Annotated in this window: 13 protein-coding genes; 9 read left to right on the top strand and 4 right to left on the bottom strand. The window is 46.3% G+C overall.

What is annotated here, in order from left to right; translation table 11 throughout:
• Positions 1-378: 378 nt before the first annotated feature.
• Positions 379-1,881, top strand: coding sequence for a DASS family sodium-coupled anion symporter (locus H3S82_RS01095; RefSeq protein ID WP_077973278.1), 1,503 nt, complete (start codon positions 379-381; stop codon positions 1,879-1,881).
• A gap of 149 nt (positions 1,882-2,030) precedes the next feature.
• On the opposite strand, the gene H3S82_RS01090 is transcribed toward H3S82_RS01095, so the two are convergent.
• On the bottom strand, positions 2,031-2,708 hold the full coding sequence (locus H3S82_RS01090) for a DJ-1/PfpI family protein (protein WP_198233072.1): 678 nt from the start codon (positions 2,706-2,708) through the stop codon (positions 2,031-2,033).
• A 60-nt stretch (positions 2,709-2,768) separates the two neighbouring features.
• On the opposite strand from H3S82_RS01090, the gene H3S82_RS01085 reads away from it, so the two are divergent.
• The gene (locus H3S82_RS01085; RefSeq protein WP_198233073.1) at positions 2,769-3,830 is read left to right on the top strand and encodes a GlxA family transcriptional regulator; all 1,062 of its coding nucleotides are present in this window, start codon (positions 2,769-2,771) and stop codon (positions 3,828-3,830) included.
• A gap of 4 nt (positions 3,831-3,834) precedes the next feature.
• On the opposite strand, the gene thiD is transcribed toward H3S82_RS01085, so the two are convergent.
• Positions 3,835-4,680 (bottom strand): bifunctional hydroxymethylpyrimidine kinase/phosphomethylpyrimidine kinase, encoded by an 846-nt coding sequence (gene thiD / locus H3S82_RS01080; protein WP_210326720.1) that lies wholly within the window; start codon positions 4,678-4,680, stop codon positions 3,835-3,837.
• Positions 4,664-5,080 (bottom strand): hypothetical protein, encoded by a 417-nt coding sequence (locus H3S82_RS01075; protein WP_198233074.1) that lies wholly within the window; start codon positions 5,078-5,080, stop codon positions 4,664-4,666. The genes thiD and H3S82_RS01075 overlap by 17 nt, the downstream gene beginning before the upstream one ends.
• A 200-nt stretch (positions 5,081-5,280) precedes the next feature.
• Here H3S82_RS01075 and H3S82_RS01070 point away from each other — a divergent pair, with 200 nt between their 5' ends.
• From H3S82_RS01070 to H3S82_RS01040, 7 genes are all read left to right on the top strand, one after another.
• Complete coding sequence (locus tag H3S82_RS01070) at positions 5,281-5,997, top strand: gluconate 2-dehydrogenase subunit 3 family protein (protein ID WP_077973268.1); 717 nt, start codon at positions 5,281-5,283, stop codon at positions 5,995-5,997.
• 3 nt (positions 5,998-6,000) lie between these two features.
• Entirely contained in the window at positions 6,001-7,770 is a 1,770-nt protein-coding gene (locus H3S82_RS01065) for a GMC family oxidoreductase (RefSeq protein ID WP_198237085.1), read from the top strand.
• A 12-nt stretch (positions 7,771-7,782) separates the two neighbouring features.
• Positions 7,783-9,078, top strand: a complete 1,296-nt coding sequence (locus H3S82_RS01060) for a cytochrome c (protein WP_198233077.1) — start codon at positions 7,783-7,785, stop codon at positions 9,076-9,078.
• A gap of 123 nt (positions 9,079-9,201) precedes the next feature.
• A complete protein-coding gene (locus H3S82_RS01055; protein ID WP_198233078.1) occupies positions 9,202-10,008 on the top strand; it encodes a 1-acyl-sn-glycerol-3-phosphate acyltransferase in 807 nt (268 codons plus the stop codon).
• A 70-nt stretch (positions 10,009-10,078) separates the two neighbouring features.
• Positions 10,079-10,753, top strand: a complete 675-nt coding sequence (locus H3S82_RS01050) for an energy-coupling factor ABC transporter ATP-binding protein (protein ID WP_198233079.1) — start codon at positions 10,079-10,081, stop codon at positions 10,751-10,753.
• A complete protein-coding gene (locus H3S82_RS01045; protein ID WP_198233080.1) occupies positions 10,750-11,370 on the top strand; it encodes an energy-coupling factor transporter transmembrane protein EcfT in 621 nt (206 codons plus the stop codon). Before H3S82_RS01050 ends, H3S82_RS01045 begins: the two co-directional genes overlap by 4 nt.
• Before the next feature lie 12 nt (positions 11,371-11,382).
• On the top strand, positions 11,383-11,934 hold the full coding sequence (locus tag H3S82_RS01040) for a biotin transporter BioY (protein WP_198225590.1): 552 nt from the start codon (positions 11,383-11,385) through the stop codon (positions 11,932-11,934).
• Between the two features lie 98 nt (positions 11,935-12,032).
• Here H3S82_RS01040 and H3S82_RS01035 read toward each other — a convergent pair whose 3' ends face one another.
• Positions 12,033-12,482, bottom strand: coding sequence for a universal stress protein (locus tag H3S82_RS01035; protein WP_077973253.1), 450 nt, complete (start codon positions 12,480-12,482; stop codon positions 12,033-12,035).
• Positions 12,483-12,580: the final 98 nt, after the last annotated feature.

Raw genomic sequence — 12,580 nt, 5'->3', positions numbered from 1 at the left:
TAAGAGCCGGATTTTTTAAAAAATTATGCAAATCAATCGCTTCAGAAATGAAAAATGGATAAATCACGGCCACCGCATAATAAGCCGATAGATTAATCGCAAAATAAATCTGCATTAGTTCGCATAGCGGAAGCAATATCGTGGATTTTATTCGCCGGATGGTCGTCCCCAGGATTCTCTTTTCAGCATATGAATGATAAACCGTACGTATCAAATCTGGATAATGTGGCAAGAGAAATCATATTATTGCCAGTTTCATTCAAAGTGATATTAAGATGTGGATGTTTCATGAGACCAAGGCTTCTTTTGACTGGTCTATAAACTGAAATCTTCTATATAAAACCCTTACTGGAGAAGCCTTCATAAAGGATTATATTGATGCAATCCCTAAGCAAATTAAACCAGAAACTATCGGAATATGTACCTTTTCGTATTATTCCCGGTATTATTTGTGTGCTCATTTACTGGGCTTTATATATGTCGCCGAAGCCTGCCGGTTTGACTGCAGAAGCTTGGCATTTTGTAGCCATTTTTGTGGCAGCTATTCTTGGCATCATTCTTAAAGTTATGCCTCTTGGTGTTATGTCGATGATTACGATTGCCGTGGTCATGTTGTCCAAGGTGACATCACCAACCTCTCCGAAAGCTGTTGCCGATGCGCTGGGCTCAATGGACAATGCGCTAATCTGGCTGATTGTTATTTCGGTCATTGTTTCGCGCGGCCTGATTAAAACAGGTTTGGGTGCACGGATTGGCTATTATTTCATTCGTCTTCTCGGTAAACGAACCATCGGTATCGGATACGGACTCGCACTTTGCGAATTATTACTTGCTCCTTTTACCCCAAGCAACACAGCACGCTGCGGTGGTATTATTCACCCGATCATGCGGTCGATTGCCCTTGCCTATGATTCTGTTCCCCAGAAGGGAACGCAAGGCAAAGTCGGTACTTATCTCGCACTTGTCAATTATCATGCAAATCCGATCAGCTCGGCAATGTTTATTACAGCGACAGCTCCGAATCCGCTGGTTGTCAATTATATTGCCGAAGCAACCCATCAAGGCTTTACCCTTTCGTGGAGTACCTGGGCACTGTGCATGTTGGTACCGGGCATTGTTGCCATGTTGCTTATGCCGTTTGTCATTTATCTGATTTCTCCGCCAGAACTGAAAATTACTCCGAATGCTGTCACTTTTGCCCATGATGAGTTGCAGAAACTGGGTAAGATCAAAGCGCCGGAAATTATTATGCTGCTCACATTCGTCATTATGCTTTTGTTGTGGGCAGGTCTTCCGGCAGCATTGTTCGGCCCGTCTTTTTCGGTTGATCCGACGGCAGTTGCATTCGTTGGTCTGGTCATCCTGTTGTTATGCGGAACACTAACCTGGGATGATGTGCTCAAGGAAAAAAGTGCTTGGGATACACTCATCTGGTTCGGAGCGCTGGTTATGCTTGCCGGACAGCTTAACAAACTTGGTGTTATTGCCTGGTTCTCTGACGGTCTGCGCTTTGCTATTGAATCAAGCGGCATGAGCTGGCCTGCAGCGATGGCTGTATTGATCCTGACATTCATGTACACCCACTATGTATTTGCAAGTACGACAGCTCACATCAGTGCAATGATGCTGGCCTTCCTGATGGTTGGTGTTAACCTCATTCCCGGTGATTATATTAATCTGTTCATGTTGCTGATGGCTGCCGCCTCGGCAATCATGATGTGCTTGACCCACTATGCCACCGGTACATCACCGATTATTTTCGGTTCGGGTTACGTCACTCTTGGCCGCTGGTGGGGCGTGGGTTTTGTGATGAGTGTCGTCAATCTTCTGGTCTTCGCAATTATTGGCGGTATCTGGTGGAAAATATTGGGCTATTGGTAAGCCTCTGAAACCATCGTTTATCGGTGGTTTCCTCCGATCCGTTAAAAAACAGCGGAGATTCAATTATGCTAGAAATGCCGGTTTATACCGGCATTTTTTTAAAAAAAATTCATTTTATCGTTTTGACAATCAAGACGCGCAACGGCTTGTCAGAACCCGTGTTTTTCCTGCCATTCACGGATAAGTTCTCTCCGTTCGTCAGTACTATTTTGTTGTTGAAGTTGCTCCACCAGTGCCTTCGGGGCTTTCTCAGGTGTTCCACAATCAAACGGCGGTTCGGGATCATATTGCATGAGCAATTGCGTTTTTTCGGCCGTTTCCTGGCCTAGAAGTTTTGCGATAATGACCAAGCCGAAATCCATACCTGCAGTAATCCCGCCGGCGGTTATAATATGACCATCAACAACCACACGTTCCTCAACAGGAATTGCTCCGAAAAGCGGTAGAAATTCCATGGCGCTCCAGTGGGTTGTGGCTTTGCGACCTTTGAGAAGGCCGCTTGCACCCAGTATAAGCGAACCGGTGCAAACCGATGTGACAAAGCGGGTTTCTTTTGCTTCTTTACGGAAAAACTCGAGTACCGGTTCATTATTGATAAATTGATTGACGCCATCTCCTCCGGGAATGCACAGAACATCAAGCGGAAGGATTGTGCTGATATCATGATCTGGTTGAAAGGATAAACCGCTCGTCGTTGTAATCGGCTTCAAGGTTTCTCCAATGAGAGAAACCTCTATTTCAGGAGTTGAACAAAATTCATCGTAGGGTGCAGCAAAATCCAAAAGTTGCATTTCATCAAAAATAAAAAATCCGGCTTTTATGGTCATTGATCATCCCTTGTTAAAAATATGTTTTTAAAAACCATAGAGCACGCTAGATTGGCAGTCATGACAAAGACCCCACAATTTAAGCCAAGTAAGAGATGTTCGATTGATTTTTCGGCAGCCATTGCACCGGAAACCATTGCGCCAAAAACGATTGCTATTGTCTGCTTTGACGATGCGCAACTGCTTGACATTACTGGCCCAATGCAGGTTTTTTCCAGTGCCAATGACCTTTATGCCAGTGCCAATGACCTTTATGAAAGTGACGTGAAGCCTTACCAACTTTTGACAATCGCCGAAAATGACAAAATCAGAACGACAAGCGGGCTACAATTGGCGGTTAAACCTTTGTCCTTGGCACCCGATCACTTTGATACGCTTATTATAAGCGGTGGTCGCGGCATCAACCGCTTTGCCGCAAACACGAAGTTCCTTGAGTGGCTTGATATGATGAACCGGAAAACGCGGCGCACAGCATCGGTCTGTAGCGGCTCTCTGGCATTGGCAAAGCTCGGGCTGCTTGACGGGAAAAAAGCAGCAACGCATTGGAGCAGGATAGACGAATTCCGGAAGGATTATCCGGATGTTTTATGGACAAACGAAGCAATTTTTATTCGCAACGGTAAAATCTGGACATCTGCCGGAATCACCTCCGGTATAGATATGGCTTTGGCAATGGTGGAAGAAGATTTGGGGTTCGATCTGGCAAAATCCGTTGCCCGTCAATTGGTTGTCTATCTTCGTCGTCCGGGTGGGCAAAGCCAGTTCAGCGAACTTCTCGATTTTTATTGCGAAGATGAACGATTCAATCTCCTCAATCAATGGGTTATGAAAAATCTCTCCCGTCCCTTGTCAGTTGCAATTCTTGCCGAAAAATGCGGTATGAGCGAACGGAATTTTTCCCGCCTTTATACGCGTAATACCGGATCATCGCCGGCCAAAGCCATTGAGCTTTTCCGGCTTGAGGCTGCACGACAATATCTTGAACAGAACTGGTCGATAAAAAAGACAGCCCGCCAATGTGGTTTTGGCTGCGAAGAAACTTTAAGACGGGTTTTTCAACGTCACTTTCATGTTTCACCGCAAAATTATCGCGACCGGTTTTCAAGACTTCCGGACGAATGACAATTTAATCGCCGGTCATCCCGTCTTGCCATAATTCATAAAAATGGTGAACAGGCCCATGCCCGTGTCCGACTTCGAGTTTATTTGAAGCGGCAAGTGCACCGGTCAGATAACGTTTGGCGAAACGCACTGAATCAACAAGTGGCGTTGTCGGTAATAAAGCGGCAATGGCTGCCGAAATTGTGCACCCTGTGCCATGATCATTTTTCGTTGCAATGCGTGGCGCTTCAAGTTCGATAACACCGTGCCGATCACAAAAAATATCAGGGCTTGTCGGGGTTTTGAGATGCCCGCCTTTTAGCAGCACAGAACGACATTTGAGTTCAAGAATATCGGGTGCGCATTTTCGCATTTCTTCAAGTGACCATTCCGGTTTTGTTTTAAGAAGGACCGCTGCTTCCGGCAGATTGGGAGTGATAATGGCAGCCATTGGTACAAGTACATTACGAATAATTTCTATGGCATCGTTTTCAAGCAATAAATCGCCGCTTTTGGCCACCATGACCGGATCAAGAACAATATTGCTTGCGCCATAATGGATAAGCTTATCGGCAATAACTTCGGCAATTGCGGCATTGGCCACCATGCCAATTTTCACCGCATCGACTTTGATGTCCTCGAAAACAGCATCAATCTGGTCAGCGACGAAATCGGCATCCATGGCTTTGAATGCCCGAACACCTTGCGTATTTTGTGCGACAACGGCTGTGACAACACTCATGGCGTAGGTTTTCATTGCCGAAAAGGTTTTGATATCGGCATGCATTCCCGCACCTCCGGAAGGGTCGGTTCCGGCAATTGAAAGAATGCGGGGAATCACAGTTCCGTTTTTCTTAACTGGTGACGTCATTGCAGCGTTTTCCTGTCCAAGTATATCGGGGAATGTTCATACCTGTTCCCCAAAGGCCTTCAAATTCATCAAATTTTTCATCAAATTTCCAGATAGCAAGTCCGGAACCATATTTATCTTTCCATTCGACCGATCGTTCACGGCCCTGCTTTTTTACAAGTTCTTCGACGGTCCCCTTGGTGACATCATCACCATCACGATAAGTCATGGTACCGATCAGGCGACCGTCTTCCGTTTTGCCGAGCACGACCTCAGAACGGACAATATAACCGGCATTATAGACGAAACCGCAATAGCGACCTTCAGGTTCGAAGGACGGGGTTCTGGCAGAAGAAAAGACGAGCGAGCCTGCTATCCATAAAGGGGCGAGCACGAAAACTATCAAGTGATTCTGTTTCACGAGAATCTCTCCCCCTTTTTCAAACTTTTAACGAAGCATAAACGAAAACAAAAAAATAGAAAATGGATAAAGATATCAACGTTTAAAAATGTGACAATCAACTGAAGGTTTATCACTTTTTCGGAGCTCACGGTCTTGTTGCTTAAATCTTGCCATAATTCGTGTAACGAGGGCACAGTATTTCGCTCGTGGAGGTATTTATGACACGAAAAAATTTGAACGCAACCAACCTGTCCATTACGCGGCGGGGCCTTCTTATTGGGGCAGCAGCATGTGCAGCCGCCGCATTATCGGCCCGTCACGTTATGGCACAGCCACAAGGGCCGGTTCCTTTACAAAACTATCAGCGGTCTTTCTTTAACGCTGAAGAGTGGGCTTTTGTGATGGCCGCTACTGCCCGAATCATCCCTTCAGACGGAAAAGGACCCGGTGCTTTGGAAGCACGTGTTCCGGTTTTCATTGACAAGCAAATGGCTGATCCCTGGGGGCAAGGGGACCACTGGTATAGACAGGCACCTTTCAATCGTGATGCACCGCGTTACACAGGTTATCAGGCAGAACCTTCACCTGCCGAAGCCTATCGCATTGCTATTCCGAAGATCAATGAATGGTGCAAAGCCCAATATGGTGCGATTTTTGCCGAGCTTCCCGCTGAAAAACAGGATGAAGCTTTGAAGCGTATCGAAAAGGATGAAGTCGAAATTGCTGAATTGCGTTCTGGCGATTTCTTCTCGTTCCTTTTGCAAAACACCAAGGAAGGTTATTTCGCAGATCCCCAATATGGTGGCAATTATGACATGGCTGCATGGGTCTACATCGGGTTCCCCGGTGCACGTGCAAGCTTCCTTGAATGGGTCGAAAAGGACAATGTTCCTTATAAACTCGGGCCCGTTTCACTCTCAGGTCAAAGGGCTTAAATCATGACACAAACAATGAAGAAGAAAGACGTTGTCATCATCGGCCTCGGATGGACCGGCGCAATCAGTGGCATCGAACTTGCAAAAGAAGGTTTGGAAATTGTTGCACTCGAACGTGGTGAAGACCGCGACACCGTTCCGAGTTTTGCTTATCCGAAGCCTGCTGACGAATTGAAATACGGTGTTCGTCTCGGTACCGCTGTTCGCCCGCGCGATCATACGTTAACGATTCGTAGAGGCCTTGATCAGGTCGCTCTTCCCTATCGCCAATTGGGTTCTTTTCTTCCCGGCATCGGCGTTGGCGGAGCCGGTATCCACTGGAACGGCATGACATGGCGTGCACAGCCGGAAGAGCTCAGAGCCCGTTCCTATATCGAAGAAACTTTCGGCAATATCATTCCGGAAGATATGACCATTCAGGACTGGGGCGTTACCTATGACGAACTGGAAAAACATTTCGATATGTTTGAAAAGGTCGTAGGTGTTTCGGGTACTGCCGGCAATCTGAACGGTAAAATTCAGGAAGGTGGCGATCCATTCGAAGGCCCGCGCAAGAACCCCTATCCTATGCCGGCTTTGCCTTATACTTATAATGGGCGGCTCTTTGCAGCAGGTGCAAAGAAAATCGGGCTTCATCCGTTTCCGTGCCCGTCGGCTATTGCTTCCGAGGCTTATACAAACCCTTACGGTATGCAGATGGGGCCTTGTAACTATTGCGGTTTCTGCGAACGTTATGGCTGCCTCAATTATTCGAAAGCTTCACCGCAAGTCAGTGTTCTGGCTGCCTTGAAACGTTATAAGAATTTTGAATATCGGGTTAAGTCGGAAGTCTTGCGTATTGAAAAATCTGCAGATGGCAAGACTGTAACCGGTGTTACTTATGTCAATGAAAAGAATGAAGAATTCTTCCAGCCGGCAGATCTCGTTATTCTTGGCGGTTTCATGATCAACAATGTTCACCTGTTGTTGCTTTCCGGTCTCGGTCAACCCTATGACCCGATTACCGGTGAAGGTGTTATCGGCCGTAACTATGCCTACCAGACTGCTATTGGCGGTGGCACATTGTTCTTCAAAGACAAAGTGTTCAATCCATTTGTCGGTACCGGTTGTAACGGTTCTTATCTTGATGATTACAGCTTCAACCAGATTGATATGGCCAAAGAAGGCTTTATCGGTGGCAGCCGTATTTCGTCAGGCCAGACCAACGGCCAACCAATTCGCAATATGCCGTTGCCAGGTGGCACACCGGCATGGGGTGCGGAATGGAAAAAGGCTGTTGGCGATTGGTATGGACATGCCATGTCGATCGGCCAGCACGGTTCGGTTATGTCCTATCGTGATGCCTATCTTGATCTTGACCCGACTTATAAAGATAAATTCGGCCGTCCGTTGATGCGTATGACGTTCAACTGGCACAATAATGAAATCAAAATGTCGCAATTCATCACAGACAAGATCAACAAGATTGCCGAGGCAATCGGTCCTGATAAATATCGTCAGAATCCGGCGATGAAAGAAGGCCAGCAATATGATACCCGCATTTATCAAACAACCCACACTGTGGGTGGTGCGATTATGGGTACAGACCCCAAACGTTCGGCATTGAATCGTTATCTCCAACACTGGGATTACCACAATCTGTTTATTCCGGGTGCCAATGCATTCCCGCAGAACATCCAGCATAATCCTACAGGAACGCTCGGCGCTTTGACCTATTGGATGCTTGAAAATATCAAGTCCGATTATCTCAAAAACCCGCGGCCTTTGGCATAGGAGAAACATCCGATGAAACGTTTAGTACAAATTATTATTGGATTGGTAATCCTTGCAATCATTGTCATTCTGGCAATCATGTTTGTGCCAATCAAACGAACCGGCCCGACAGAAGCTCTTTCTCCGGACTTCAAACCGGAACAGGGACGGGGTGAATATCTCGCCAGAATGGCCGATTGTGCAGCCTGCCATACCGCACCCGGTGGTCAACCTTATGCGGGTGGTCGCGAAGTCAAGAGCCCGTTCGGCATTATCTATTCATCCAACATCACACCGGATGAAAACGGTATAAAGAATATGACGCTTGACCAATTCCGTGATGCTTTGCGTGATGGTATCGGTAAGAATGGCGAGCTTCTTTATCCGGCAATGCCTTACGAAAACTATCGCAAGATCAGCGAACCCGACATTGTTGCGCTTTATGATTATTTCATGCATGGCGTAAAACCGGTTAGTGCCAAGGTCAAGGAAACCAATCTGTCATTTCCGTTCAACCAGCGTTGGGGAATCCGTCTTTGGAACATTTTTGCCATTTCCGGCAAAGGTGGTTTCGAACCACGTTTCAACGATGCGAAACTTGATCGCGGTGCCTATCTTATTGAAAGCTTGGGCCACTGTGGCGCTTGCCATACGCCGCGTGATTTCATGTTCCGCCAATCGGGTACGAATAGCGATAGCAACAAATTCCTGACCGGTGAAACAATTGACGGCTTCTATGGGCCGAATTTGCGCAGCCCGAATTCGTCCGTTACAAATTGGACTGCAGATGATTTGAAGACCTATTTGCAGACAGGTCGTAACAGCCATTCCGCTGTTGTCGGTCCGATGAAGCTCGTTGTCGAAGAATCAATGCAATTTGCAACCGAAGACGATCTTGATTCAATTGTTGCATATCTCAAACATATTGCTCTTCAAGGTGACGCACCAAAACAGGTACGCGATCCGAAAAAGACAACAGATATGTTGACTGAAGCAAAACCGGATATGGCACTTGGTGCCCGCCTTTACATGGACAATTGCAATGCTTGTCACTTTGTAAACGGCAAAGGTGCGAAAGGCGTGTTCCCTGAACTTGACGGTGCAAAAATCGTCAATGCGAAGGATGCAAGCGGGTTGCTACGCGTGATCGTTAACGGTTCGCGTATGCCATCAACCGAAAAACGTCCTGCCGATCTTGCAATGCCGGGCTTTGGCTGGCGCATGAATGACGACGAAGTTGCAGCACTTGCCAATTTCTTGCGTTCGAGCTGGACCAATGATGCTCCGGCAGTCACTGCGGCAGATGTCGCCAAGGTTCGCACGAAATAATAAAGTGTGAAAATTGCAAACAAATTTGAAAACGGCCTACGGGCCGTTTTTTATTGAGGTGTTTTCTTGAAAGATTTTGCTCTATAAGCAAGATTGATTTGAATAGCTTGAAATGGAAACATTATGGTTCTTGCAATCCGGTCAATCCTGTTTACGGCAGCATTCTATGTGACAACTTTTGTCCAGATGATTTTGTATGCGCCGTTCTATTTTTTCCTCCCGCGCAAAAAAGCATGGATTGTTCCCAAAACATGGGCGCGGGTAAATTTATTTCTGCAAAAACATATTGCCGGAACGGATTTTGAAATCGAAGGGCTCGAGAACCTGCCAAAGGGTGCCTATATCATTGCGCCCAAACATCAATCGGCATGGGAAACGTTCGGTCTTGTTCCTTTTCTTGATGACCCCTCGCTTATTATGAAGCGCGAATTGACGTGGATACCGATCTTCGGCTGGTATATGTTGAAAACCGGCATTATTCCTATTGATCGCGGTTCACCTTTGAAAGCCATGAAGGCGGTTCTGACAGGAGCCAAAGAAAAAGCGGCAGAAGGTCGCCAGATTCTGATTTTTCCGGAAGGTACGCGCCGTCAACCGGGAGCAGAACCCGCTTATAAACCTGGCATTGTTGCCATTTATAATGAACTCGGTTTGCCGGTTGTGCCCATTGCCCACAATGCCGGACTTTATTGGCCACGCGGCAATTTCCGCCGTTATCCGGGAAAAATCCGTGTCCGTGTATTGCCACCTATTGAAGCGAACCTTAATAAACGCGAATTTTTACCACGTTTGATAAAAGATACCGAAAGTGCTTGTGACGAACTGCTCGTGAAAGCCGCGCTTGATCCGAATCCTCCGGCTATGCCACCGACAGCAGTCAAAAGACTGAAAGAGTTGGGCATTGACTGGACAGGGCCAACCCGTAACTAGGCTTCGTATCTCCGGTTGTTCCGGTCCAATCAGTAGGGAAAAATCCTTTATAATCGGGAATTCATTTGCAATGATTGAGCTTAGAAATGTTTGTGTCGAGGCGGGCGGCCATAAGATACTCGATAATTTGAATTTGAAACTTTCCGAGAAACGGATTGCTATTATCGGAGCCAATGGTTCAGGCAAAAGTACTTTTGTGCGATTGCTCAACGGTTTGCGATTGCCGACATCGGGTGAAGTGCTGGTGGATTCGCTTGATAGTCGCAAATATGGCAAAGAAATCCGTCGCAAAGTGGGGTTTGTCTTTCAAAATCCCGATAACCAGATTGTCATGCCGGTTGTTGAAGAAGACCTTGCTTTCGGTTTGAAAAATATCGGGGTTGAAAAAGCCGAAATCGCGCGACGGATCGACTATGTGCTTGACCGCTTCAGCCTTCGAGCTGCGCGGTTACAGTCTGTGCAAAGTTTGAGTGGTGGCCAAAGGCAATTGGTTGCACTTTGCGGTGTTATTGTCATGGAGCCGGAAGTCATCGTTTTTGATGAACCCACTACGCAGCTTGACCTTTCCAACAAGCGTAAAATGACAGAAACAATTTTCGGACTTTCCCAACAGGTCATTGTCGTCTCTCACGATCTTGAAATGCTCGAAAACTTCGATCGGGCTATTGTCATCGATCATGGTAAAGTCGTCTTTGACGACATACCGGAAAAATCGATCAGCTATTATGTGGAGAAGATGGCATGACCGATCCGAGCTATGGGACGACATTTGTTCATCGGCTTCCGGCAGGGTTGAAGCTTTTTATTGTTTTTTTCGTGAGCATCGGGCTTTTTTATTTTGCGTCGCTTCCATTGGCGATTGTTTCTCTCATTGTCGTCTGGTTTCTTTTTGTTCTTGCCGGATTTCCATTTTTCAAACCCGTTTTAGAACTTAAGAAAATTTCGTGGCTTCTTGTTGCTCTATTCATCGTCCAATATTTTTCGGTGAATTTTGAAAGTGCCGCGCTTATTGTCATAAGGCTATCAAGTCTTCTTCTGCTTGCAACACTGGTAACCTTGACGACGCCGTTTTCCAAAATGATGGCCTGTTTTGAAAAACTGTTTTCATTTATGCGGGTTTTCGGCGTTAATCCGGCAAAAATATCGCTAGGGCTTTCGCTGACTTTACGATTTATTGCAGTGTTTTCCGATATTTCTCAAGAAGTGCGCGAGGCACAAAAAGCGCGGGGGTTGGAAAAAAGTGTATTTGCAGTCATTATGCCGGTTCTGATAAGAAGTCTTAAAGTTCAGGCCGATGTTGCAGCCGCAATCGAGGCACGTTGTTTTGATGAAGATGTGAACAATAAAAACGGGAAAAATTGAGCGGGGGAGAAAATGTCTGTTCGTGATATTGTAGCAGTGGCACTTTTGGCGGCTTTTATAGCTGTTTTGGGATTATTTCCGGCCATTCCGGTGCCTGTCATACCGGTACCTATAACAGCCCAACTTTTAGGAATTATCCTGTCCGGTGCAATTCTGGGCGCAAAAAGGGGTTTTGCCGCCTGTCTTCTGTTTCTGATACTGGTTGCAGCGGGGCTCCCGCTTTTATCCGGCGGGCGTGGCGGCATATCGGTATTTTTTGCGCCCACAAGCGGGTATCTCATCAGTTTTCCTTTTACAGCAGGCTTTATCGGCTATTTCTATTCGCTCTTTCGCAACAGCCTGACACCCGCAAAAGAAATACTGATCATGATGGTCGGCGTTTTTTGTATTAATCACCTCTTCGGCATTATCGGTCTCGTATTTATTGGCGGAATTGATTTTTCCAAAGCTTTTTTAGGGGATCTTATTTTTATTCCCGGAGATATGGTAAAAATTGTTCTCGCGTATTTGATTGCGAGCCGTCTACGCAGAGCTTTGCCGGATGTGATGGACGGAAATCGTTAAAAAACAAAATTCATCGGGAAAAAATTAATAGGAAAATATATGTTTCATAAAAAAAGCGGACGTAAAGTCCGCTTTTAATAGCACGTTGAATGAAATAATTATTTGATCACCATGACCGGACGTTCACTCATTGCCAGAACTTCCGAAGCCTGACTGCCAAGAATGAGCCGGTTAACACCGCGACGCCCATGCGAGGCAATAATAATAAGATCGGCGTTATGTTCATTTGCCGCGTCGACAATGCCGGCAGCAGCAAGTTGATTTTCTGCATGAACGCCTTTGGCTTTAACCCCTTGCTTTTCTGCTTTGTTGAGTGCTCCCTCAAGAATTTTGCGGGCACCGTCTTCCATTTCTTTACGGAATTCGTCAAAGGCTCCCGGGCTTGAAGCCCATTCGGCGCCAACAACAATGCCGTAAGATGGCATTAAACTTGTGACAGTTACAACGAAAAGCTCGCCACCGGTTTTTTTAGCAAGCTCGACGGCTGCATCAACGCCACGGTCAGCAAGTTCTGAACCATCCGTTGCTACAAGAATACGTTCATACATATCTGTTTCCTTCCCTCTTCAATTCGGACTTATGCCCTGATACCCAGATAAGAACTAACCCACTCCGCTTCAATATTCTTGGAGCTGTAGTTTAACCA

The sequence above is a fragment of the Bartonella sp. M0192 genome (genome assembly GCF_016102305.1).
Lineage (GTDB): Bacteria > Pseudomonadota > Alphaproteobacteria > Rhizobiales > Rhizobiaceae > Bartonella > Bartonella apihabitans.
The sequence above is the reverse complement of the archived record's forward strand: the minus strand, read 5'-3'. Positions and strand labels throughout refer to the sequence as shown.

Coding starts and splice junctions, on each gene's coding strand:
- H3S82_RS01055 (WP_198233078.1), top strand. CDS start 9,202: ATGGTTCTTGCAATCCGGTCAATCCTGTTTACGGCAGCATTCTATGTG.
- H3S82_RS01045 (WP_198233080.1), top strand. CDS start 10,750: ATGACCGATCCGAGCTATGGGACGACATTTGTTCATCGGCTTCCGGCA.
- H3S82_RS01095 (WP_077973278.1), top strand. CDS start 379: ATGCAATCCCTAAGCAAATTAAACCAGAAACTATCGGAATATGTACCT.
- H3S82_RS01060 (WP_198233077.1), top strand. CDS start 7,783: ATGAAACGTTTAGTACAAATTATTATTGGATTGGTAATCCTTGCAATC.
- H3S82_RS01035 (WP_077973253.1), bottom strand. CDS start 12,482: ATGTATGAACGTATTCTTGTAGCAACGGATGGTTCAGAACTTGCTGAC.
- H3S82_RS01050 (WP_198233079.1), top strand. CDS start 10,079: ATGATTGAGCTTAGAAATGTTTGTGTCGAGGCGGGCGGCCATAAGATA.
- H3S82_RS01040 (WP_198225590.1), top strand. CDS start 11,383: ATGTCTGTTCGTGATATTGTAGCAGTGGCACTTTTGGCGGCTTTTATA.
- H3S82_RS01070 (WP_077973268.1), top strand. CDS start 5,281: ATGACACGAAAAAATTTGAACGCAACCAACCTGTCCATTACGCGGCGG.
- thiD (WP_210326720.1), bottom strand. CDS start 4,680: ATGACGTCACCAGTTAAGAAAAACGGAACTGTGATTCCCCGCATTCTT.
- H3S82_RS01065 (WP_198237085.1), top strand. CDS start 6,001: ATGACACAAACAATGAAGAAGAAAGACGTTGTCATCATCGGCCTCGGA.
- H3S82_RS01090 (WP_198233072.1), bottom strand. CDS start 2,708: ATGACCATAAAAGCCGGATTTTTTATTTTTGATGAAATGCAACTTTTG.
- H3S82_RS01085 (WP_198233073.1), top strand. CDS start 2,769: ATGACAAAGACCCCACAATTTAAGCCAAGTAAGAGATGTTCGATTGAT.